The following is a 21,365-nucleotide window of genomic DNA, read 5'->3' as shown; positions in this document are numbered from 1 at the left end:
ATGAGCAAGAACGTGGAATCCTGGCCGCATCTCGGCGTTGCCTGGCTGGTGCAGTCGGCTGCGGCCGCGGTGCTGGCCGTCGCCGTCGTCGTGCTGCAGCTCTGGATCTTTCCCGAAACCGTCCAGGCGATAGTGCTGCTGGCCCTGATCCTGGCCTCGGCCCTCATGCTGCTTGTGTCCGCCCCGCTGGTTTTCGACTGGATCCGCAACCGGTTCCAGCGCCCCTGGGTGTCGCTGGTGCTCACGGCAGCGGCCGCAATAGCGGGCGGCTGCTGGCTGGTGGTGCTGTTTGTGCTGGGGTTCGGACTGCTGGTCACCGGATTCTAGCCGGCAGCCGGTTCAGCGCTGGGCGAATTTCCGGCCGGACACGCCGGGCAAACGGACACGTGGATCCCGGCCGCCGTCGGCCACCGCATAGGATTGCAGGCCAGGCCCGCTGAAGTGCCGTCCGTCCCCGCGCCCGGCGCATCCGCTGCGGCGCCCACGCACCATGAATAGGACTTTCGTTTCCTTGAGTATCGACCCCTCCGCAAAACCCGTGCCCAGTGCCGCAACTTCCCGGACCGCTGCAGCCAAGCCGGGCACCCTGGACCCCCGCACCAAGACCGTGATCGGGCTGCTGCTCGTCTCCTCGTTCGTGGTCATCCTGAACGAAACCATCATGAGCGTGGCGCTGCCCCGGCTGATGGCGGACCTGGAGATCACTGCAGGAACCGCCCAGTGGCTGACCACCGGCTTTATGCTGACCATGGCAGTGGTCATTCCCGCCACCGGCTTCCTGCTGCAGCGCTTTTCCATGCGCGGGCTGTTCCTGACCGCCATGTCCCTGTTCAGTGCCGGAACACTGCTGGCGGCGCTGGCACCCGGGTTCGGCACCCTGCTGGGCGGCCGGGTCATCCAGGCCGGCGGCACGGCCATTATGCTTCCCCTGCTGATGACCACGGTGCTCAACGCTGTTCCGGCACACCGGCGCGGCCAGATGATGGGCACCATTTCCATCGTCATCGCCGTGGCGCCGGCCATCGGGCCCACGGTCTCCGGCATCATCCTCAACGCCCTCGACTGGCGCTGGATGTTCTGGCTGGTTCTGCCCATTGCCCTGCTGTCACTGGCCCTGGGTGCCATGAAGGTGCAGAACCTCACCGAAACCAAGCGCGTTCCGTTCGATGTCCTCTCCATCGTGCTGTCCACCTTTGCCTTCGGCGGCCTCATCTTCGGCCTCAGCAGCATCGGGGAAGCTGCGCAGGGCAAGGAACTGATGCCGCTCTGGATCCCGCTTTCGGTCGGCGTCCTGGCCATGGCCGGATTCGTTATGCGCCAGCTGGTGCTCCAGCGTACCGACAGCGCCCTTATGGACCTGCGCACCTTCACCAGCAAGCCCTTCGTAGTCGCCATCCTGATGGTCCTGGTGTCCATGATGGCGCTCTTCGGCTGCCTGATCGTCCTGCCGCTCTACCTGCAGAACGTGCTGGGCCTGGACACGCTCCACACCGGCCTGCTGCTGCTTCCCGGCGGCGCCGTGATGGCCATCCTCTCGCCGATTGTGGGCAACCTGTTTGATCGTTTCGGTCCCCGCCCGCTGGTGATTCCCGGCGCCGTGGTACTCAGTGCCGCCCTGTGGGGAATGACGCTGCTGACCGACGAAACGCCTGTTGGCCTCGTGATCGTGATGCACTGCCTGTTGAATGCCGGGCTGGGCTTCATCTTCACTCCGCTGTTCACCTCGGCACTGGGCTCGCTGGACAAGTCCATGTACTCCCACGGCAGTGCCATCATCAACACGCTGCAGCAGCTTGCCGGTGCCGCCGGCACGGCCGTCTTCATCACGCTGATGACCACCGGTACGACGGCGGCCCTGGCCGACGGCGCGCCAGCGGCCTCCGCTGCCGCCTCGGGTGTGCACACTGCCTTCTTCTGGGGAGCCGTTGTTTCCCTGGTGGCGGTCGCGGCGTCGTTCTTCGTCCGCCGGCCCACCAACGAACTGCCTGGTGGCGTGGCTATCCACTAAGGATTCTTCCTCAGTGAGCGACAGGGACATCAGGACCTCGTCGCAGTCGCCGTCGGGCAGCCGCAGAGCTGCCGACGGCGCCCCACCCTTGACCTCCCCTGTGACGCCGGTCATACTAACTGAACGATTAGTTAGTGAACCCAGGAGTCCCCATGACCGTCACACAGTCCGAGCGTCCCGCTTTCGATCCCACGGCATTGGACGGGATCGACGCCGACCTCTACCTCCTCGACGAGCTCCTGGACGACGAGGCCCGCGACGTCCGGGACCGGGTCCGGGCGTTTGTGGACAACGATCTGCTGCCCGTCATCAACGACTACTGGGAACGGGCAGAGGTCCCGTTCGAGCTGGTGCCGAAGCTTGCGGCGCTGAACATCGCCGGGGGCACGATCAAGGGGTACGGCTGCCCGGGCCTGAGCCGGATGGCCGCCTCCACGGCGGCCGCGGAACTGGCCCGGGGTGATGGCTCCATCAATACGTTCTTCGGTGTGCACTCCGGGCTGGCCATGGGCAGCATCGACATGCTTGGGAGCGAGGAACAGAAGCAGCGCTGGCTGCCCGCCATGGCCCGGTTTGAGAAGATCGGCGCGTTTGCCCTCACGGAGCCCACCCACGGATCCGATTCGGTGTCGCTCGAAACCACCGCCCGGCGCGACGGCGATTCCTACGTCCTGAACGGCAACAAACGGTGGATCGGCAACGCGAGCTTTGCCGACATCGTGATCATTTATGCCCGCGACGAAGCCGACGGCGCAGTCAAGGCGTTCGTTATGGAAAAGGATGCCGACGGCAACCATCCCGCCGGGTACCGGGCCGACGTGATCACCGGCAAGATCGGCAAGCGTGCGGTGCTGCAGCCCGACATCGTCATCGAAGACCTCCGCATTCCCGCGGCGAACCGGCTTCAAAACTGCAACTCCTTCAAGGATGTGAACAAGGTGCTCGCCGCCACCCGCGGGGGAGTCGCATGGGAGGCACTCGGACACGCGGTGGCCGCCTACGAGATTGCCGTGGCCTATGCCAAGGACCGGGTGCAGTTCGGCCGGCCCATCGCCGGGTTCCAGCTGGTGCAGAACAAGCTGGCGAACATGCTTGCCCAGGTCACCGCGATCAAGCTGACCTGTTTCCGGCTCAACGAGCTCGGCGACCAGGGGAAGATGACCGGACCCATGGCATCGATGGCCAAGATGTTTGCCGCCCGGCAGGGCCGCTGGGTCTGCTCGGAGGCACGCGACATCATGGGCGGCAACGGCCTGCTCCTGGAAAACCATGTGGCCCGGCACCTGACCGACATGGAGGTGGTGTTCACCTACGAGGGGACCGACTCCATGCAGTCGCTGATCCTGGGCCGGCACATCACGGGGCTGTCCGCGTTCGCCTAGGGAGCGTCCCGGGGCAAGGACCTAACGGACCCGCAGGCCCAGGACCTGCCCCGTGCCGGAGGTGCCCGGATCCATCACCTCCGGCCACCGGGCCGTCAGCATAAACAGCAGTCCGCCGTCATTGCCGCCGATGGCGCAGGAGAAGCAGCCCTGGTCCAGTTCCACCGTTTCCACCACGGTCCCGCCCTCCCGGACGCGGACGCAGCGTTCGCCCGGCACCTCGGCGAACCAGATGCCGCCGGTTCCGTCCCAGCAGATGCCGTCCGGTGCGCTGCCGGAGACCGCTGCCCATTCCCCGGCAGGCGTGAGGCCGCCGTCGTCGTCGATGGCGAAGGCTGCGAGGCGGCCGGCGTTGGATTCGGCCACCACCAGCGTGCCGCCGTCGTCCGAAACGAGCATGCCGTTGGGAAATGCCAGCCCGTCGGCCACCTGTTCCACGGAGCCGTCCGGCCGGATGAGTGCAATGAGGCCGCTGGCCTGCGGGGCAGCCGAATAGTCGTAACCCGTGCCGTTGACGTAGATGTTGCCGGTGGGATGGACGGCGATTTCATTCCAGGGATAGCTTGAGAGGCCACTGAGGTCTGCGTGCGGGACCAGCCCGGCATTGGGCACTTCCAGCAGGACCGCTCCATCCGTGCCGGAAACCACCGCCATCCGCCCGTCCGGGAGCCAGTCAAAGCTGATCGGAAAAGACGGCACGGCCGTCACACGCCGCACAGAGCCGCCGGAGTCCAGCGCAGAGATGGTGCCGGCCATCCAGTCAGCGAACCAGAGTTCGTCGCCATGCCAGCGGGCCGATTCGCCCATGCCGATCCCGGAGACCAGCGTCGTCAGTTCAGCCATGCTGCACCTCGATTCCAGTGAGGATCCGGCTTCCAGTATGCCGCCGGTTCCGGGGCACAGGCTAGAGAGACGGGAGGTACTGCCTGATCACGACGCTCCGGCAGCGCCCAGCATTCGCAGCGCCAGCCGGCTGTGGTGTTCGCCGATCTCTGCGGCGGTCAGCCGGCCGTCGCCGCGGTACCAGCGGGCCACATCGACGCAGAGCGAGAGCAGGGCCAGGACGGCCAGGCCGGTGTCCTCGACGTCGAACACGCCTTCCCGGCGTCCGCGGTCGACGACGGCGCGGAACTCCGCGTCCACGGACCGGCGGATCTTCAGCACCTCGGCCCGGTGATCCTCGGTGAGGGCGGCAAGCTCGAAGTTGACCACGCTGGACTTGGTGCGGTTGGCTGCCTGCCACTGCACGAAGTCCCGAACCATGGTCCCCAGCTGCTGCACCGGATCGCTGCTTGAGGCGGCACCGGAGCGGACCAGTTCCAGGGTGCGCTCGTGCCCGTGCCGGGAGATGCTGTACAGCAGCTCCTCCTTGGAGCGGTGATGCACGTAGACGGCGCCGGGGGTTACCCCGGCCGCCGTCGCAATGTCCCGGGTGGTGGTGCCGTGGAAGCCCTTCGCCGCGAAGGCCTCCGTGGCGGAGTCCAGCAGGCGCTGGCCCGTGCCGGTTGCGGGCACCTGTACCTCCGGATTGTTGGATCAGCAGAATGAGCGTTCAGCAACCAGAGTAACAGCGGGGGATCACGCTCCGGTCAGGCCAGGCGGGACCGCACGATTTCGCTCACTGCCTTGCCGTCAAACCGTCCTGCCACCTTGGCGGTGACGGGTTTCATGACCTGTCCCATCTGCCGCATCGAGGGTTCCTCGCCGCCGGCCCGCAGAGCTGCGATGGCCTCCTCCACAATGGCTTCGACGTCGGCGCGGGACAGGGGCGCGGGCAGGTAGGCCTCGATGATCTCCGCCTCCGCGACCTCGGAGGCTGCGCGGTCCGCTTCGCCGGCTTCGGTGTAGATCCGGGCCGTGTCGCGTCGTTTGGCTGCTTCCTTCTGGAGCAGGGACACGATCTGGATATCGTCGAGCTCCACCGGAGATTTGCCCGACTTTTCCCGCGTGGTGATTTCACCCAGCACGTTGCGCACGGTGGTCAGGGCCGTCCGGTTGCCCGCTTTCATGTGCGTCTTCATGTCCGCCTGCAGCTGCTCTTTCAAAGTGCCCATGGTCCTCGTCCTTACGGTGATGTAATGCTTTCCTTTCCCATCGTCCCCTATGCGGGCAGGTCGAGCTCCACCGGGCGCCCGGACACGAAGAGCAGCAGGTCCAGGGCATCGGCTTCGACCTCGGCACCCGCACCCCAGTCCGCCCCGGTGCGGCGGTCGACCAGCCGCAGGCCCGCAGCCCGCTCACGTCCTCCGCCGAAAGCAACGGGGGTGCGGACCTGGTAGGCAAGGGCCTGGATAACGGCAGGTTCCGGATAGCTTCCGACGAGGCCGAGGGGTCGGCGGATGTCCTCTCCGTGCACGATCGCTTCAACAAGGCGGGTTGCCAGGTTGACCGGCGGCGTCCGGGTAAGTTCCGATACTTCCCTCAGTGCGCGGACAGTGTCCTGCGGGTCCTGCCGCTTTTCCCGAAGGACGCCGCGGTGGTTCTGCCGGTCGAAATCAAGGCGTGCCCCGAGCATGCCGCGGACGAACCCGACCCTGCCGGTGCGTGCCGTATCAATGAGATGGGCCAGGACATCGTGGACGCTCCACCCGGGACAGAGCGAGGGTACCTCCCATTGTTCGGGCCGCAGCGGGGAGAGGTCCGCCGCGAGGCGCCGCCGCTCAGCGTGAACGGCCTCCCAGACTGCTGCTGTGGACTTCGGCATGCCGGCTCCTTTGGAGGATAAGCACTCGGTGTGAAAGGAACTAATGGGGTTTTGCCCGTATCAATGCACTCCCGCATCGTACCGGTATGCCATGTTTTGTGGGTCTATGCAGCCGCCGGCCGAAACCGGGTCCCGGGACGCGTAGACACGTCGGCGGAAACAGCTAACCGGGCCCCTACCGGACGGGCCCACCTAGGGGGAAACGTACATGAAGAAGAAAGTTACGGCCGCGTCCGTCGCGGGCCTTGTCTCAATATTCGGTTTGACTGGCTGCGGCGGTCCGCGCCCGCATCAATCGAGCACACCTATCAGATCCGGGACGTGAACCTTGAGTTCGGTCCCCGGACGGATAAGTAACGAACCGCTCGCTAGGGCCTCCCGGGATTCGGGAAACGCCATCCCGGGAGGCCGTCCCGCGTCAGCTCGTCCTGCGGCAGCTCCTCCTGCGCCGCCCGTCACAGCGTCCGGAATCACAGCGCAAAAGGGGCATAGTTGTCTGGAGTGAATCAAAACAACTGGTAGTGTTTTTGGTATGCAGGAAGCGACGGATTCAGCACAAACCCTGGCCGGGAACATCCGGTCAGCGGGGCTGAAATCCACGTCACAGCGGGTTGCCGTCCTGGCAACATTGCAGCAGGCACCGCATTCCAGTGCCGACAGCGTCCTGGCCTCCGTCCGAAGGGAACTTCCGGGCATTTCCGCCCAGGCTGTCTACGGCATCCTGTCCGCCTTCACCGAAGCCGGACTGGCCCGCCGCGTTGAACCCGCGGGTTCGCCTGCACTGTACGAGTCCAGGGTGGGGGACAACCACCACCATCTGGTCTGCATCCGCTGCGGAGCCATCAAGGACGTCGACTGCGTGATCGGCCAGGCACCCTGCCTGACCCCGTCAGACGATTCCGGCTTTACCGTACTGGCCGCCGAAGTAACCTTCAGCGGCATCTGCAGCACCTGCGCATAGCAGGCGGATTCCTCCGCCGGCTAAGAGCGCACCACCGCCCATACCCACGGCGGGCACTATCAACGGCGACGCACCAACCGGGCTCATCCCTGCCCAAAACGACCTCGTCCCGGCCCGAGTCTCAGCCCAAGCATCAACTGAGGAGACACCTTGACCACCCTGATCAACCGAACCACCGCCGCCACCCACACGGCAGCTGCTGAGTCCGCCCCCGCCGCCACCCACACGGCAGCTGCTGAGTCCGCCCCCGCCGTTAGCGCCCCCTCCGTCAACGCCACGGCTGCCCGGACCCGCCGCCGGGGCACGTACACCACCCGCTATGACTGCACGCAGGGAACCCCGCGTTCCGAGGGCAGCTACGTCTCCACGGGCCGCCGCGCCGTCACCCGCCCCCGCAACATGGGCAGCTACGTTGACACCTCCGCGTACCTCAACCGCCGCCCCGAAGCCGGCTACACCCTCTGCGGCTAAGTCCGGGCCGGCAGGCCGGCCGCAGCCGGTAGGATGAATGGTCGTTGTCCCGCGGGGCGAGGAACCAACCCCTTTGAGAGGACACCATGAGCCTGATCCGGCTGCAGGACGTCAACACTTCCTTCGAGAACAAGCAGGTCCTGCGCGAAGCGTTCCTGCGTCTCGAGCCCAAGGACCGGATCGGACTGATTGGCCGGAACGGTTCGGGCAAGTCCACCATTCTGAAGCTGGTCCTGGACCAGGTGCAGCCGGACTCCGGCACCGTGACGGTGGAAGCGGGCGTGAAGATCGGCTACTTCTCCCAGTTCTCCGAACTGGACGGACAGTCCAGCATCGCCGAGGTCCTGGACTCCGTCTTTACCGAGATCAAGGACGTCGAGGCCGAGCTGGCCGGAATTGACGAAGCCATTGCCGCCGATCCGGCGGGCAGGGAAATGGACCGGCTGATCCGGCGCCAGTCGGAACTGTTCGAAACCATGGACCGGCTCGACGGCTGGGACTATCCCCGCCGCATCGACACCGTGCTCACCACGCTCGGGTTCACCGAAGCGCACCGCACCTGCCCCATCGACGCCCTTTCCGGCGGCTGGCGGAACCGCGCGGCGCTGGCGAAGATCCTCCTGGAACAGCCCGATGTCCTCCTGCTGGACGAACCCACCAACTACCTGGACGTGGCCGGCGTCGAATGGCTCGAGGGCTGGTTCCGCGACTTCCGGGGCGCGGCAATCATCGTCTCGCACGACCGGAAGTTCCTCGACGCCGTCGTCACCCGCATTGTGGAGGTGGAGAACTTCCACCTGCACGAATACCCGGGCAACTTTGCCGAGTACGTGGTGCAGAAGCAGTTCCGGCTGAAGAACCTCCAGGCGCAGTTTGTCCACGAGGCCGAACTGCTGGCCTTCGAAGCCGAAGGCATCGCGGACCGCCGCGAGGCCGCCAAGGCAGGCGGGCGGCTGAGCACCCAGCTGGCCCGCATCAAGAAATCCCGTGCGCCGCGGCCGGTGGATGAAATCATCACCGGCATCTATGACGGGCTGCACGTCAAGGACGTGCTGGGCCGCGTCCGCGGTGTCTCCAAGTCCTACGGCGAGAAGGTGCTCTTCGAGGACCTGAGCTTCGAGGTAAACAAGGGGGACCGGATCGCCGTCACCGGCACCAACGGCAGCGGCAAGACCACGCTGCTGCGCGTGCTCACCGGCGAAGAACAGCCCGACGCCGGAGATGTCGCCTGGCCGAAGGGCCCCGCCATGGTGTCCTACAACAGGATGCTGGCGGAACTCGACGACGCCGACACCGTCACCCACGCGGTCAACTCGCTGCCCGGATCCCTTGCCTTCAGCGCCACGAAAAAGTCCGTCAACCGGTTCCTGACGATGTTCCAGTTCTCCGAGGCGGACCTGACCTCCAAGATCGGCAACCTCTCCGGCGGACAGCGTGCCCGCGTTGCAATGGCCCAGTGCCTGCTCTCCGGTGCTCCCGTGCTGCTGCTGGATGAACCCACCAACCACCTGGACATGTCCAGCACCCAGGTCATGGAACGTGCCCTGCTGCATTTCCCCGGCGCCGTCATTGTGGTCAGCCACGACCGGTTCTTCACCGAAAAGATTGCCACCCGCTGGCTCGTGTTCGGGGCCGAAGGAGCGGACCCGGGGCAGGTCACCATCCGCGAGGCGTAGCGGACTCCGGCACCGGTTCCGGCGCGGCATCTGTCGGGGCGCCCGATGCCCCGGTAATGTCGGGGCGTGTTTGACGGACCCAGCCTTGTCTTTTTTGCAGCCGGCCTAGCAGTTTTCCTCGCAGCCGTGCTGCCCAAGGTGCTGCGCAATGTACCGGTTTCCATGCCCATGGTGTTCCTGGGTGCGGGGATCCTGGCGTTCAGCCTCCTGAAGGACCTGCCGGATCCGGATCCGGTGCGCTACGGAGAATTCACCACGCATCTCACCGAGGTGTGCGTGATCATTTCCCTGATGGGCGCGGGACTGGCCTTGGACCGGCCGGTCGGCTGGCGGCGCTGGTCCACTACCTGGCGGATGCTGGGCATCGCCATGCCGCTGAGCCTGCTGGGCCTGACCCTGCTGAACCTCTGGGTCCTTGGAGTCGGCCTGGCGGCGGCCATCCTGTTGGCCGCGGCCCTGGCCCCGACTGATCCGGTCCTGGCTTCCGAGGTCCAGGTAGGTGAACCCGCCGACGATGAGGAAGAGGACTCGGAGGGCGAAGCCGAGGACGAGGTCCGGTTCGGCCTGACCTCCGAAGCCGGGCTGAATGACGGCCTGGCCTTCCCGTTTGTGTACCTCGCCATCGGCATGAGCGTGGTGGGGACGGCGCCGTCGGACTGGTTCCCGCACTGGATCGCCGTGGACGTTTTCTGGCGGATAGGTATGGGCGTCCTCCTGGGCCTCGCCACGGGCAAGGTCCTGAGCCGCCTCTTCTTCTCCGCACGGCTCGAAAGCATCCGCCTCTCCAACCACTCCGAAGGCTTCGTGGCCCTGGCGGCCACCTTCCTGGCCTACGGGATCACCGAGATGCTGGACGGCTACGGTTTCATTGCCGTTTTCGTCTGCGCGGTCACCATCCGTGCCGCGGAACGCACGCACGGCTACCACCGGGTGCTCCACAGCTACGTGGAGCAGCTGGAGCGGCTGATGACCGTAGTCCTGCTGCTGCTGCTCGGCGGCGCCATTGCCCGCGGACTGCTCTCCGGCGTCGGCTGGCGCGAGGTGCTGGTGGCCGCCGCGTTCCTGCTCGTGGTCCGGCCCCTCGCCGGATGGCTGGGCCTGCTGGGCGGCAAGCCGGGCCCCCGGGAGCGGATGGCGATCGCCTTCTTCGGAGTCCGCGGTATCGGCTCCCTGTATTACCTCGGTTACGCGCTGGGTAAGGGGAACTTCGACGGTGCCGAGCAGCTCTGGGGGCTGCTCGGGCTGGTGGTGGCCTCCTCCATCGTGCTGCACGGGATCACGGCGGCACCGGTGATCAACCGGCTGGACCGCATCCGCCGGAAGACGGCCGTGGAACGCTTCGGCGAAGAACGGCCGGATACGGCGGTCTGACTCTTTCCGCCCGGCGGGGGCGCTGCTACTTTGGCGCCATGGAGGCGATTATCCACGGCGTCAAGGATCCCTGGCCCGCCGGTCCCCGGGTGGCCGGGCCCCTGCTGATGGCCCAGACCTGGGCCGCTGCTGTCTTCCTCCACTGGCGTATTGATCCCTCCGCCGCGGCGCCGTACATGCCGCCCGGCGTCGAACCGGATGTCTTCCACGGGTCCACCTGGGTAGGCCTGGTAGGTTTCCGTGCACCGGAGACCCGGCTGATCGGAAGGGTCCCCGTCCCGTATTTCGGCTCCTTCACCGAGGTCAATGTCCGCCTGTATTCACGCGGCCGGGACGGCAGCCGCGGGGTGCTTTTCCTGACCCTGGACGCCTCCCGGCTTGCACCGGTGCTGGCTGCCCGCTCGCTGCACATCCCGTACATCTGGTCCCGCTGCCGTCCCACGCGCTCCGGCTGGGGCCTGGGATACGACGTCGAGCGCTTCGGGAAGCAGGCCCGCTCGACTTTCGCCGTGGTCCCGGACTACGGCCGGCAGGCGAACGACTCCCTGTCCCTGCTGCTCACGGCGCGGTTCGGACTGCACGCGGTTTTCGCCGGCAGGACGGTGTTCATCCCCAACTCACACCGTCCGTGGCCGCTGCATCCGGCCCGGGTGACGCACCTCCACGACGAACTGGTGCCTGCCGCCGGCCTTCCCGTCGAAGGGCCGCCGGACACTGTGCATTACTCGCCCGGCGTCAGGACGCTGTTCGGGCGCCCGCGAAGGGTGGCCTGAGCCAGTTCCCGGCGCAGGCCCCGTTCACCCTGCCGCATAAGCAGCGCGTGGGCGGCGGTGAAGGCCGGCCGGGCCACGGGGGTGAGCACCCGCATCCAGGCCCGGGTGGGCCGGACCCGCCAGTCAATGTCCATCCGGGTCTGCTCCGGCTCCCTGCCTGCCTCGGCGGGATCGGCTGCCGGCACGGGGAACAGACGGATCCGTCCGGTGCCCGCCAGGTCTCCACCGGCGTCGAACTCTATGATCCGCGGCCGGACCGCGTTGGTGGGGCGGATGGTGATGGACAGCCGGTAGCCCAGGGAAGCGCGGAACTGCAGGCGGGCGGTAGTGGCCAGCAGTTCCGCAGTCGGATCTGTTGTTTCGGCGTCCGGGCAGGTGGCAAGTTCCTGGAGCGTGCAGCCGGGCCACCATTGCGGCCAGCTCATTTCCGGGCTGGCGACTGTCTGCCAGACCGCTTCAGGGGTCGCATCGAGCAGCCAGCTGGAGGGAAGGATATAGAGACCGGGCATCCCTTCAGCATGCCATCCGGGCTGTGTGCCGCCGAAACGGGGGGCCGTGCCGGGCGGGCGGCCGTCCCCGCCGGACCCTGCGCCGGACAGGCACGTGCCGGGACCGACGCTTCGGTCCCGGCACGGTGTCCGGTGTTTAGCTGTCCTTTGCTGCCGGAGTCCTTTCGGCACTCAGCGGCCGTAGGCCCGGGGAAGATCGAAGCCCCGCTCCGCCATCACTGCGCGCAGCCGGGTGGGGTAGTCGGTGATGATCCCGTCCACACCCAGGTCGATGAGCCGGTGCATATCGGCCACCTCATTGACCGTCCAGGGGATGACGGGCATCCCGCGCTCGTGTGCCTCGGCAATCATCTCGGCCGTGACCGTGGTGAAGATGGGGGAGAGCACGTCGTAGCCCTGGGCCGCGGCGGCAAGGGCCACGGAACCGCCGAAGTCGTCAATGTCGATCCCGCCCAGCTGCGGGGCCGCCCCCGGCTGGCCGACGCCCAGGTCCTCCGGGGTGCTCGCCAGGGCCACCAGTGTTAGCTCCGGTGCAATCCGGTCAACGAGGTTCAGGGTGGACCAGTCGAAGGACTGAATGGTGGTGCGGCGTTCCCGGTTGGCATCCCGGACCACCTCCACCACAGCCTCCGTCAGGGCGACACTGCGCGGTCCGCCGGCCTGGCCGTCTTCAACCTTTGTCTCGACGTTGAACCGGATGCCGCGTGCGCGGTACTCCCGGGCAAGGTCATAGACGTCGCTCAGCTCGGCAATCCGGTTGCCTTCAGCCACATCCTGCTCCGGGTAGCCCGGCAGCTGAACGTAGCCGCAGTCCAGGGTCTGCACCTGGGCCAGGCTCAACTCCGCCACGCGGTCGCCCACATAGGGGAACTCCGGGTCCCCGGCCGTGGCCGGTGCGGTGTCGGCGCACTTTGCGGCCAGGATGATGTCGTCGTGCCAGACAATCACCCGCCCGTCCTCGGTCAGGACTGCATCCAGTTCCAGGGTGGTCACCCCGAGTTCCAGCGCACGTGCGAAGGCGGTCAGCGATTCTTCGGTGTTCTCACCACGGCCGCCGCGGTGGGCCTGGAGGTCAAAGTCGCGTTCCGTGCCGGAGCGCATGACGGAGACCATCACATCGAAGATGCGGGTGTTTTCGTACACTCCGGTCAGCATCTCGGCGCCCGGTCCCATGGCCGTCAGTGGTACGTCGTCGCCCGTGTGGCCGCCGGTGGTCCAGTCGATCTGGAATTGCTGGTCCGAGTTGGCGACGTCGAACGGCCCTTCCTGCACCGGGCTGTCCGGGTTGGAAGCATCGCCCAGGGGTTCGATGGTCATGCCGCCGGTCTGGTGGTCGCCCACCGTGATCAGCAGGGTGTTCCCGTCCTGCTCGGCGAACTCCTTGGCCAAGGCCACCGAGTTGTCGAATTCGATGCCGGACTCGATGGTCAGCGCGCCGTTGTTGACGTGGCTCATGGCATCGATGCCCTCTTCCTCCACCATCAGGAAGAAGCCGTTGTCATCCGGGTTGTTGTTCAGGACGTCGATGGCTTTCCGGGTCATCTCGGTCAGCGGAACCGTGGGTTCGTAAGCCTCTACGACGTCGTCTCCGTACTGGAACATTTCCTCGTTGGCGAAAAGACCGAGCAGCATGTCGCCCTCTGCCGCCTGCAGGCCGGGCAGGTCCCAGACGTATTCATACCCCAGGTCCTGCGCCTCTTCCACCAGGTTGCCCTCGGTGCCGGCGCTCTCCTCGGACTCGTCCTCCGCGGGGTTGTCGGGCAGCCGGCCCGGGTTGCCCGCCGGGTACCAGTAGTCCTCGCCGCCGCCGAGGATGACTTCCGGGTGGGAACTGCGCAGGTACTGGGCGGCGATGGCGCTCTGTTCGTCCCGGTCCAGCACGTGGGAGCCGAAGGCTGCGGGGGTGGCATCCGTGACCTGGGCCGTGGTGACCAGTCCGGAGGACTTTCCGAGCCGTTCGGCGATTTCGAGGGCCGAGGCCACAGGCTGCTGCTGCAGGTCCACCCCGATGGCGCCGTTGTAGGTCTTCACTCCCGTGGCCATGGATGTGGCGGCAGCGGCCGAGTCAGTAATAAAGGTGCCCGGATCTGCAGAGTTGGTATGGACCCGTCCTACTTCGGGCAGTGAATCCATAGCCAGTTCACCGGTCAGGCCCACCGAGGCCAGCCGGATGGCGTCCCGCTGCGCGGTCCCCATGCCGTCGCCGACCATCAGGATTACGTTGACGGCGTCGTCGTCGCCCTGACCGCCGCCGTCGTCCGTTGGTGACGGGGTGGGGGTTCGAGTTGGTGACGGTGTGGCCGTCGTCGTCGGCGTGCCGGTGGGGGACGAGGTGGGGGACGAAGTTGGAGTTGGGGTGGGCGTGGATGTTTTGGTGGGTCCGGGGGAGCCGGTGGGATTTCCCGTCCCGCCGATCATGCCCGGAAATCCGGTACCCACGCCGCATCCTGCCAGGACGCAGATACTCAATATCGCCGTTGATAGTGTTTTAGCCGTCTTCTTCATGTGGGTTCCCCTGCGAGAGCGTAGCGATGATTCCCCCTTGACGCGTGTCAGACTTCGCGCGCGCCAAGGGAGAGTCAACCGCAGGAACCGATAACGGTTCCGCGTCAGGGGTTACTCGAAGGGTGTCGGATCCCCGGTTCCGCGCCGGACGATCTCGGGGGTATCGCCGGAGAAATCGATGACGGTAGTGGGTTCCGGGCCGCAGAATCCGGAATCGATGACGGCATCCACCTGGTGGTCCAGGCGCTCCTTGATTTCCCAGCCCTGGGTCATGGGATCCTCGTCTCCGGGCAGCAGCAGCGTGCTGGAAAGCAGCGGTTCGCCGAGGCCGTCCAGAATCGACTGCACCACTGTGTTGTCCGGAATACGTACGCCGACTGTCCGCTTCTTGGGCTGGAGCAGCCACTTGGGTACTTCCTTCACCGCGGGGAGGATAAAGGTGTAGCTTCCGGGGGTGGCGGCCTTGATGCTGCGGAACACCGAGTTGTCCAGCTGCACGAACTGTCCCAGCTGGGCGAAGTTGCGGCAGACCAGGGTGAAGTGGTGCTTCTCGTCCAGCTGCCGGATCTGGCGGATCCGTTCCAGCCCTTCACGGTTGCCCAACTGCACGCCCAGCGCGTAGCAGGAGTCGGTGGGGTAGGCGATCAGACCGCCGGATTCGAGCAGGTTGACAATCTGGTTGATAGCCCTGGGCTGCGGGTTTTCCGGGTGTACGTCAAAGTATCTGGCCATCCCTACAGCCTACCTGTGGCCGTGGGACGGGGGACTAAGGGACAGTCGGCGAGCGCAGGTGGGGACAGTATCCAACGACGCGGGACAGTATCCAACGACGGGGACAGTATCCAACGACGCGCCCGGGCTATGCCGCCCAGATCAGGTCGGCCATCACCCTTTCGGCAGCCGAGGAATCCGCCTCGAAGGGACCGCCGATCAACGGCGGCGCCGTGGAGCGGTAGGTATGCCCGGTAGGGGTGGACGTCTCCACGGTATGTCCAGCTACGCCGGGAGGTTTGGTCTCCCGGGCCGTCCAGCCTGGTGCTTCCTTCGCAAGGTTGCACGCCTCGCAAAGTCCCTGTCCGTTTCCGACTCTGGTACGACCCCCTGCACTATGCCGCCGGATGTGGTCGAAGTGCCGGATCGGTGCACCGCACCACGGCATCCGGCAGGTCTGATCCCGTGCAGCTATGAACCGGGCCAGGGAGGTTGGGAACAAACGTGCCCTGGCATCCATTGCAACCAGTTCGCCGGTTTCCGGCGCCGTATAGAGCCGGCGGATGAAGCTTTGTACATTCCTGTCCTTCAAGCGTTTCCTGCTCTGAGCCTGGCGGCTGTTGTTACCCCTGTCCCCGATACCGTCATGTTCCCCGATACCGTATTCCTCGGCGGTGTTGTCGGTGTTGTCGGTGGTGTCCGCTCCGGTGTCGCTGCGGTTCTGTGCCTGGCCCTGGTCCTGCCCCTGGTCTTTGCCCTTGCCGCTGCCCTGATTTCGACCACGGACAAGATCCCTTGCCCACTGTGCCGGAACCGGACCATACCCGGGGACAAAAGCCGGTTCCGACTCTCCGGCGAGCAACGTCCTGTCCGTCATCACCAGCTGCACCTCCACCCTCAAAGCATCCGCGGATGCCTGTCCGGTAATCCGTCCCACTAGGGTGTCGGCCATGATCTGGCCTCGGGTACGGCCGTCCCCGGCAGCTGTAAGCCGGTCAGCCTCGTGCGACAGGGCGGCGTACACGCCCACCCCCTGGGCTACCGGAAGCAGGCCTGTCAGATAGGTCATGGTGTCCGGGGCAGGACGGCAGGAGACGAAACGTTCGGATGCGGCTTTCGCTGCCCGGTTTACGGCGGCCTGCGGATCCAGTCGGTATGCCGCAGTCCTGGCACGGGAAATGATTTGCCTGTCTCCGAGTGTTTCCAGCAGCTCCGGATCGCCGGCCACTTCCCGGTCCACAAGCTGCCGATCCTCGATGCTCAGGCACGCGGTCTCCCGCACAAGCAGTGTCGCGCGCCATTCGCTGATCTTTCCCTGACTCAGTGCATGCAGGGTGCAGGGCATTTCCTGTGTCAGCGCTTTAGCGAAACCCAGCAGCCGACCGCCGCGGTTTGCCGACTCCCTCCGTGCCAGAGCTATCTGGGAGGCCACACCCCAGCCCTGCTTTTCCCTCGGGACTTCCTCCAAAGCCTGTTTCCGCCGCTGGGAGGCATCAAACGCGGCTGCGGCCCGGGCCTGCGCCGCCGATGCCGCTGCCTTCAATTCCTCCAGGGCACGTATTCGGTCGATAAGTTCGGCGTCGGGCTGCTGATTAGAATCGGCGTCTTCTCCAAGCGCCTCAACCCACGTGTTCACCAACGCACTGCTGACCGGGGACGTGTCACGTCCGCCGTGTCCTTCAGAGGCAAAGTATTCGAACATGTGTTCGAGTTTATCGGCCGCAGGCAGGCATAGGAAGGAAACAAATACCCGAAGTACTACCTGTTTTCCGCCCCAGCGGAGCATGTCGAAGCCTTGCGGCAGGGGACGACACCCGCCGCTCCGCTAACCAGCACCGGCGAGGGGTGCCTCTAAGCGGATCCCCGAACACCCAATGGCCTTCGCCGTGGGGGAGGCGTTGCGGTAGGAATTCCGCATAGGTGCGCGGGGACACCAAAATCCGGTACTTGGGCGGACTCCTTGCCGGCGGGATCTATGGTGCGCGGAAACCAGTGCGGGCGGGCACGCGGGAAGCGTTGCGGCAGGGACCCGACACCCCGTCCCTAACGCGGCACCGGCGCGGGTCACATCGGTAACTGGTAACGGACCCGACGCCGCCAGCTGACCCCCAGCTGACCCCGGCGATGACGCCCGACGCTGCCCCGACCCCAACGATGCCATCGCGTTCACGAATGGGTCGGGCACCCATCAGGGCAGATCGCGCATCCATCCCACCCAACCTGGCGGCGCTCGCAGACCCACTGGGCTCAACCCCGAAGCGACCTCCGGATCCAGCGCACCGAATGTGCCGCCGTCTTCAGCCGCGTCCCGGAATACGGCACCCCTCCGCGCAGCCGCCACGCCGCCGCCAACCAGACACACACCGCCCGCTCGAGAACCCACAACGGAGCCCAAAGTGCCGACGACGCCGCGAATACCCGACGGCCGCCGTCGCGCCGGCGGCCGTATTCAGCTGCGGCCGTGACGGAAACGGCAAATGCTGCCAGGCGCAGAGGCTTCCGGGCGCTCCAGCACAGCACCGGAAGCAGGGACAACTCGGCAGCCAGCCGCAGCGGCTGGGCCAGATCGTCATAGGCCTGGCGTACCCGCTGGCGGAAGAATTGAGCCGTGGAGGCAGGAAGCCGGGCAATAAACAGGTCATCGGCGCGTACCTCGGTTCCGCCGGCCGCGCGGACCGTGCGCAGCAGCTCGAGGTTTTCGAACAACGCATCCCCGCTGTAGCCGCCCGTCCGCTGCAGCACCGCGGTCCGCACCGCAAGCGTTCCCGGGTAGTCTGCCCCGAACGCACGGTTCAGCAAGATCCGGCCGGTGTCCCACCGGGCGTGCCAGGGCAGGGCAGGGCGCAGGGGAGGGCGCAGGGGAGAGCGCAGGGCAGAGGGCAGGGGAGAGGGCAGTGCAGCCGGGGAAGCAAAGTAGTTCTGCGGACGGACGACGTCGGCGTCCCCCAGCAGTACGCCCACCTGGTCCAGCTGCTGCGGCGTGTAGCGGACGTCGTCGTCGGCAATGATGAGATATTCACCCTCGGCCAGAGCGATGCCGGTGAGGACGCCGTCGACTTTCCCGTTCCGGCACTCCGGATGCCCGGGCCGGCAATGGCGCACCCCGGCTGGGAAAGCGCGGGCATGGGCCGCAAACAGGTCCTCGTCGGAGCCGTCCACCACCAGGACGCGCGTGTGCCCGCTGAGCAGTCCCAGATAGTCCGCCAGCTCATCCAGCCCGGAGTCCTCGGACCACTTCAGCGGCAGAAGGTACTCCAGGCCGGGGCAGGGGTCTTCCATGCGGGAAAGATATCCAACGGCCCCATTGCTAAGCAACCTTAGTAAAACCCGCGTGTCCCCGTGCCGCTGCCTGCCTCCCGGACGTAGAGTGGTCGGATGTTCGTGCTCATTGGATTCAAAACCGTGCTCCGCACCCTCTTTTCCCGTCCCGCCACCTGCCAGTACTGCGGTGCCTATGCGGAGCAGCGTGTGGAAGAGCGCGCCAACCGGCTGACGCTCTTCTTCATCCCCGTGTTCACCACCAGCCGCCGCTATGCGTTTACCTGCTCCAACTGCGGCCGCAGCACCGGGATCAACCGCTCACAGAAGAACGCCCTCCAGCGGGCCTAAGGCCCCGCGAAACCGGGTTAAAGCCGCGCGGAAAAGCCCCGCAGAAGGCCGGCAGGACACGCTCGGAACGCGCCCGGGACTCTCCGGAAGAGCCCGGTGTCCCCGGCGCGCCGGAAAAGTCAATAGAATGAAAGAAGCACAACAGCTGTCGGCCCTGTTCTGGCCGCACCACAGACTTCCGGAATGCCGCCGTACGGCTGCCGTTCCACCTTGCAATCCGATCCCCAACGAAAGAACCCTCATCCGTGAATAGAACACCTGCCGTCCTGAAAGCCCCCCGGGAACTAGCCAAGGGAACCATGCGCGTCATGAACCTCGGCGGCCTTGGCGAAATCGGCAGGAACATGACCGTTTTCGAATTCGACGGCAAGCTGCTGATCGTTGACTGCGGCGTGCTCTTCCCCGAAGAAGAACACCCGGGCGTAAACCTGATCCTGCCGGACTTCACCGCCATCCGCGACCGCCTGGACGACGTCGTCGCCGTGGTCCTGACGCACGGCCACGAAGACCACATCGGCGGCGTGCCCTACCTGCTGCGCGAGCGCTCCGATATCCCCATCGTCGGCTCCAAGCTGACCCTGGCGTTCATCGAGGCCAAGCTGAAGGAACACCGGATCAAGCCCAAGCTGATCCAGGTCAAGGAAGGCGACCGCCGCACCATCGGCGGCTTCGACCTCGAATTCCTTGCCGTGAACCACTCCATCCCGGACGGTCTGGCCATTGCCATCCGCACCGCGGCCGGACTGGCCCTGCACACCGGCGACTTCAAGATGGACCAGTTCCCGCTGGACCGCCGCATCACCGACCTCACCGGCTTCGCACGCCTGGGCGTGGAGGGCGTGGACCTGTTCATGACTGACTCCACCAACGCCGAGGTCCCCGGCTTCATGGCGTCGGAAAAGGAACTGGCCCCGGCCATCGATACCGTGTTCCGCACCGCTCCGCGCCGGATCATCGTCTCCAGCTTCGCCAGCCACATCCACCGCATCCAGCAGGTCATCGACGCCGCCGAGCGCTACAACCGCAAGGTCTCCTTCGTGGGCCGCTCGATGGTCCGCAACATGACCATCGCGGAGGAGCTCGGCTACCTGAAGATCCCCAAGGGCATCCTGGTCGACTTCAAGTCCCTGCAGCGCACCGATGACCACAAGGTCGTCCTGATCTGCACCGGTTCGCAGGGCGAGCCCATGGCCGCGCTGTCCCGCATGGCCAACAAGGACCACCAGATCCGCATCCACGAGGGTGACACCGTGCTGCTGGCCAGCTCGCTGATCCCGGGCAACGAGAACGCCATCTACGGAGTCATCAACGCCCTGACGAAGCTCGGCGCCAACGTGGTCCACAAGGGCAACGCGAAGGTGCACGTCTCCGGCCACGCCAGTGCCGGTGAACTGGCCTACTGCTACAACATCGTCAAGCCGCGCAACGTTATGCCGGTGCACGGTGAATGGCGCCACCTCAAGGCCAACGCCGCCATCGCGGTGGAGACCGGCATGGATGCGCGCGACGTCGTCATCGCCGAAAACGGCACGACGGTCGACCTGCGCCGCGGCCGCGCCACGATCTCCGGCCAGCACACCGTGGGCCTGGTGTTCGTGGACGGCGACAGTGTCGGCCACACCACCGAAGACACGCTGAAGGAACGCCGGCAGCTCGCCGAAGAAGGTGCCGTCACGGTCCTGGCCCTGGTCGACGCCGACACCGGCACGATCGCAGAGCCCGCCGAGTTCTTCACCAAGGGCTTCACGTGCAAGCCCGAGGACCTGCGCAAGGCCGAGGAAGCGGTGGAGAAGGCCCTGGCCAACGCTGCCGCCGGCAACCGCCGCGGACCCAAGAGCGAGGACCTCGAAGACGTGATTGAACGCGCCGTCGCCAACTGGATGCGCCGCTTCTACAACCGCACGCCGGCAATCACCGCGATCGTCGTCGACGCCTAAACATCCTCACAGCCAGGGGAGGGACCGTAAGCCGCTAGCCCGGCTCGGTCCCTCCCTTTGTTTTGCCCGGCCATGTCCGTTCCCTGCTCCGGTCTTTTCCCGCGGCGTTTCCGCGCCGTATCGTCGGAGAAAAGAAGCAACTACCCTAGGAGCCGGGTATGCACGCGGACAACCTGCCCGAGGGAGTGCAAGTACTGCGGAGGATCCTCTTTGAAGGCTTCGCCCGCGGAGACACCGCCGTGGTGGATGAGCTGTGCGCAGCGGATCTGATTGAGCATCAGTTCGGCCTCGAAGGCCGGGGTGCTGACGCAATTGCCCACGTCAAGAAGGCAATCACGCAGGTCCATGAGGCGATGCCGGACCTGCGCTACGAGCTGGAGGACTGGGCCACCCGGGGTACCGTGTCCTGGGTGCGGTTCCGTGGCCGCGGAACCAACACCGGGCCGTTTTTCGGCCCTCCGAGCGGCAAGCCCGTCGAGCTCACTGTCGTGGACATCGCAGCGGTGGTCGACGGCCGGATCACCGAGCACTGGGGTGTGCCGGACCGCTTCTCGCTGCTGCAGCAGACGGGCGTGCTGGCCCGGCTCCGGCCCGGCGCGCCGTAACGAACACGGGCCCGCCCCGCCTGATTCCGTGTGATTTTTTTCTCGGACGGATGCCTGCACGGCGCCCCCGGAGGCCGCCTGCCGGTGCCCATTACCCGCCCCTCTTCCCAGCAACGGCGCGGATTTTCCGGCAGGGAAGGGCC

Annotated in this window: 20 protein-coding genes; 11 read left to right on the top strand and 9 right to left on the bottom strand. The window is 66.2% G+C overall.

All coding sequences use genetic code 11. From position 1 onward, the window contains the following. The 3 genes from LOC60_RS07560 (at window position 1) to LOC60_RS07550 (ending at window position 3,390) form a co-directional block, all read left to right on the top strand. Complete coding sequence (locus LOC60_RS07560; RefSeq protein ID WP_230024174.1) at window positions 1-327, top strand: hypothetical protein; 327 nt, start codon at window positions 1-3, stop codon at window positions 325-327. Between the two features lie 163 nt (window positions 328-490). After that, on the top strand, window positions 491-2,008 hold the full coding sequence (locus LOC60_RS07555; RefSeq protein WP_442860398.1) for an MDR family MFS transporter: 1,518 nt from the start codon (window positions 491-493) through the stop codon (window positions 2,006-2,008). 152 nt (window positions 2,009-2,160) lie between these two features. Beyond that, a complete protein-coding gene (locus LOC60_RS07550) occupies window positions 2,161-3,390 on the top strand; it encodes an acyl-CoA dehydrogenase family protein (RefSeq protein WP_230024173.1) in 1,230 nt (409 codons plus the stop codon). 21 nt (window positions 3,391-3,411) lie between these two features. Here LOC60_RS07550 and LOC60_RS07545 read toward each other — a convergent pair whose 3' ends face one another. The 4 genes from LOC60_RS07545 to LOC60_RS07530 all read right to left on the bottom strand — a co-directional run bounded on the left by LOC60_RS07545 (window position 3,412) and on the right by LOC60_RS07530 (window position 6,094). Beyond that, window positions 3,412-4,233 (bottom strand): SMP-30/gluconolactonase/LRE family protein, encoded by an 822-nt coding sequence (locus tag LOC60_RS07545; protein ID WP_230024171.1) that lies wholly within the window; start codon window positions 4,231-4,233, stop codon window positions 3,412-3,414. A gap of 87 nt (window positions 4,234-4,320) precedes the next feature. Further along, window positions 4,321-4,905: a TetR/AcrR family transcriptional regulator gene (locus LOC60_RS07540; RefSeq protein ID WP_230024170.1), complete on the bottom strand. Its 585-nt coding sequence runs from the start codon at window positions 4,903-4,905 to the stop codon at window positions 4,321-4,323. A gap of 74 nt (window positions 4,906-4,979) precedes the next feature. Beyond that, window positions 4,980-5,444 (bottom strand): GatB/YqeY domain-containing protein, encoded by a 465-nt coding sequence (locus LOC60_RS07535; RefSeq protein WP_230024169.1) that lies wholly within the window; start codon window positions 5,442-5,444, stop codon window positions 4,980-4,982. Between the two features lie 47 nt (window positions 5,445-5,491). Beyond that, a complete protein-coding gene (locus LOC60_RS07530) occupies window positions 5,492-6,094 on the bottom strand; it encodes a maleylpyruvate isomerase family mycothiol-dependent enzyme (RefSeq protein WP_230024168.1) in 603 nt (200 codons plus the stop codon). 532 nt (window positions 6,095-6,626) lie between these two features. Between LOC60_RS07530 and LOC60_RS07525 the strand changes: the two genes are divergently transcribed. The 5 genes from LOC60_RS07525 to LOC60_RS07505 all read left to right on the top strand — a co-directional run bounded on the left by LOC60_RS07525 (window position 6,627) and on the right by LOC60_RS07505 (window position 11,346). Further along, on the top strand, window positions 6,627-7,055 hold the full coding sequence (locus LOC60_RS07525; RefSeq protein WP_230024167.1) for a Fur family transcriptional regulator: 429 nt from the start codon (window positions 6,627-6,629) through the stop codon (window positions 7,053-7,055). 150 nt (window positions 7,056-7,205) lie between these two features. Next, window positions 7,206-7,526, top strand: coding sequence for a hypothetical protein (locus LOC60_RS07520; protein ID WP_230024166.1), 321 nt, complete (start codon window positions 7,206-7,208; stop codon window positions 7,524-7,526). An 86-nt stretch (window positions 7,527-7,612) separates the two neighbouring features. Further along, on the top strand, window positions 7,613-9,202 hold the full coding sequence (locus LOC60_RS07515) for an ABC-F family ATP-binding cassette domain-containing protein (RefSeq protein WP_230024165.1): 1,590 nt from the start codon (window positions 7,613-7,615) through the stop codon (window positions 9,200-9,202). A gap of 66 nt (window positions 9,203-9,268) precedes the next feature. Next, entirely contained in the window at window positions 9,269-10,573 is a 1,305-nt protein-coding gene (locus LOC60_RS07510; protein ID WP_230024163.1) for a cation:proton antiporter, read from the top strand. 38 nt (window positions 10,574-10,611) lie between these two features. Then, window positions 10,612-11,346 carry a YqjF family protein gene (locus LOC60_RS07505; protein WP_230024162.1) on the top strand — a complete coding sequence of 245 codons (735 nt, stop codon included), beginning with the start codon at window positions 10,612-10,614 and terminating at the stop codon, window positions 11,344-11,346. Here LOC60_RS07505 and LOC60_RS07500 read toward each other — a convergent pair. The 5 genes from LOC60_RS07500 to LOC60_RS07480 all read right to left on the bottom strand — a co-directional run bounded on the left by LOC60_RS07500 (window position 11,295) and on the right by LOC60_RS07480 (window position 18,350). Then, window positions 11,295-11,855, bottom strand: a complete 561-nt coding sequence (locus tag LOC60_RS07500; RefSeq protein WP_230024161.1) for a hypothetical protein — start codon at window positions 11,853-11,855, stop codon at window positions 11,295-11,297. The two genes, LOC60_RS07505 and LOC60_RS07500, sit on opposite strands and share 52 nt — an antisense overlap. A 171-nt stretch (window positions 11,856-12,026) precedes the next feature. Beyond that, window positions 12,027-14,294 (bottom strand): alkaline phosphatase, encoded by a 2,268-nt coding sequence (locus LOC60_RS07495; protein ID WP_230024160.1) that lies wholly within the window; start codon window positions 14,292-14,294, stop codon window positions 12,027-12,029. 177 nt (window positions 14,295-14,471) lie between these two features. Then, on the bottom strand, window positions 14,472-15,092 hold the full coding sequence (locus LOC60_RS07490) for an L-threonylcarbamoyladenylate synthase (protein WP_230024159.1): 621 nt from the start codon (window positions 15,090-15,092) through the stop codon (window positions 14,472-14,474). Between the two features lie 127 nt (window positions 15,093-15,219). Then, complete coding sequence (locus LOC60_RS07485; RefSeq protein ID WP_230024158.1) at window positions 15,220-16,773, bottom strand: HNH endonuclease; 1,554 nt, start codon at window positions 16,771-16,773, stop codon at window positions 15,220-15,222. Window positions 16,774-17,318: 545 nt separating this feature from the next. Further along, entirely contained in the window at window positions 17,319-18,350 is a 1,032-nt protein-coding gene (locus tag LOC60_RS07480) for a glycosyltransferase (protein WP_230024157.1), read from the bottom strand. Between the two features lie 96 nt (window positions 18,351-18,446). Between LOC60_RS07480 and LOC60_RS07475 the strand changes: the two genes are divergently transcribed. From LOC60_RS07475 to LOC60_RS07465, 3 genes are all read left to right on the top strand, one after another. Next, on the top strand, window positions 18,447-18,680 hold the full coding sequence (locus tag LOC60_RS07475; protein ID WP_230024156.1) for a zinc-ribbon domain-containing protein: 234 nt from the start codon (window positions 18,447-18,449) through the stop codon (window positions 18,678-18,680). 299 nt (window positions 18,681-18,979) lie between these two features. Continuing rightward, window positions 18,980-20,617, top strand: coding sequence for a ribonuclease J (locus LOC60_RS07470; RefSeq protein ID WP_230024485.1), 1,638 nt, complete (start codon window positions 18,980-18,982; stop codon window positions 20,615-20,617). Window positions 20,618-20,775: 158 nt separating this feature from the next. Further along, window positions 20,776-21,222 (top strand): ester cyclase, encoded by a 447-nt coding sequence (locus LOC60_RS07465; protein WP_230024155.1) that lies wholly within the window; start codon window positions 20,776-20,778, stop codon window positions 21,220-21,222. Window positions 21,223-21,365 lie beyond the last annotated feature (143 nt).

The organism is Arthrobacter sp. zg-Y769 (genome assembly GCF_020907405.1).
Classification (GTDB): domain Bacteria; phylum Actinomycetota; class Actinomycetes; order Actinomycetales; family Micrococcaceae; genus Arthrobacter_B.
The sequence above is the reverse complement of the archived record's forward strand: the minus strand, read 5'-3'. Positions and strand labels throughout refer to the sequence as shown.

Bases quoted from the DNA above. Each gene is read 5' to 3' on its own strand.
- LOC60_RS07560 (WP_230024174.1), top strand. From the start codon at position 1: ATGAGCAAGAACGTGGAATCCTGGCCGCATCTCGGCGTTGCCTGGCTG.
- LOC60_RS07555 (WP_442860398.1), top strand. From the start codon at position 491: ATGAATAGGACTTTCGTTTCCTTGAGTATCGACCCCTCCGCAAAACCC.
- LOC60_RS07550 (WP_230024173.1), top strand. From the start codon at position 2,161: ATGACCGTCACACAGTCCGAGCGTCCCGCTTTCGATCCCACGGCATTG.
- LOC60_RS07545 (WP_230024171.1), bottom strand. From the start codon at position 4,233: ATGGCTGAACTGACGACGCTGGTCTCCGGGATCGGCATGGGCGAATCG.
- LOC60_RS07535 (WP_230024169.1), bottom strand. From the start codon at position 5,444: ATGGGCACTTTGAAAGAGCAGCTGCAGGCGGACATGAAGACGCACATG.
- LOC60_RS07530 (WP_230024168.1), bottom strand. From the start codon at position 6,094: ATGCCGAAGTCCACAGCAGCAGTCTGGGAGGCCGTTCACGCTGAGCGG.
- LOC60_RS07525 (WP_230024167.1), top strand. From the start codon at position 6,627: ATGCAGGAAGCGACGGATTCAGCACAAACCCTGGCCGGGAACATCCGG.
- LOC60_RS07515 (WP_230024165.1), top strand. From the start codon at position 7,613: ATGAGCCTGATCCGGCTGCAGGACGTCAACACTTCCTTCGAGAACAAG.
- LOC60_RS07505 (WP_230024162.1), top strand. From the start codon at position 10,612: ATGGAGGCGATTATCCACGGCGTCAAGGATCCCTGGCCCGCCGGTCCC.
- LOC60_RS07500 (WP_230024161.1), bottom strand. From the start codon at position 11,855: ATGCCCGGTCTCTATATCCTTCCCTCCAGCTGGCTGCTCGATGCGACC.
- LOC60_RS07490 (WP_230024159.1), bottom strand. From the start codon at position 15,092: ATGGCCAGATACTTTGACGTACACCCGGAAAACCCGCAGCCCAGGGCT.
- LOC60_RS07485 (WP_230024158.1), bottom strand. From the start codon at position 16,773: ATGTTCGAATACTTTGCCTCTGAAGGACACGGCGGACGTGACACGTCC.
- LOC60_RS07480 (WP_230024157.1), bottom strand. From the start codon at position 18,350: ATGGAAGACCCCTGCCCCGGCCTGGAGTACCTTCTGCCGCTGAAGTGG.
- LOC60_RS07475 (WP_230024156.1), top strand. From the start codon at position 18,447: ATGTTCGTGCTCATTGGATTCAAAACCGTGCTCCGCACCCTCTTTTCC.
- LOC60_RS07470 (WP_230024485.1), top strand. From the start codon at position 18,980: ATGCGCGTCATGAACCTCGGCGGCCTTGGCGAAATCGGCAGGAACATG.
- LOC60_RS07465 (WP_230024155.1), top strand. From the start codon at position 20,776: ATGCACGCGGACAACCTGCCCGAGGGAGTGCAAGTACTGCGGAGGATC.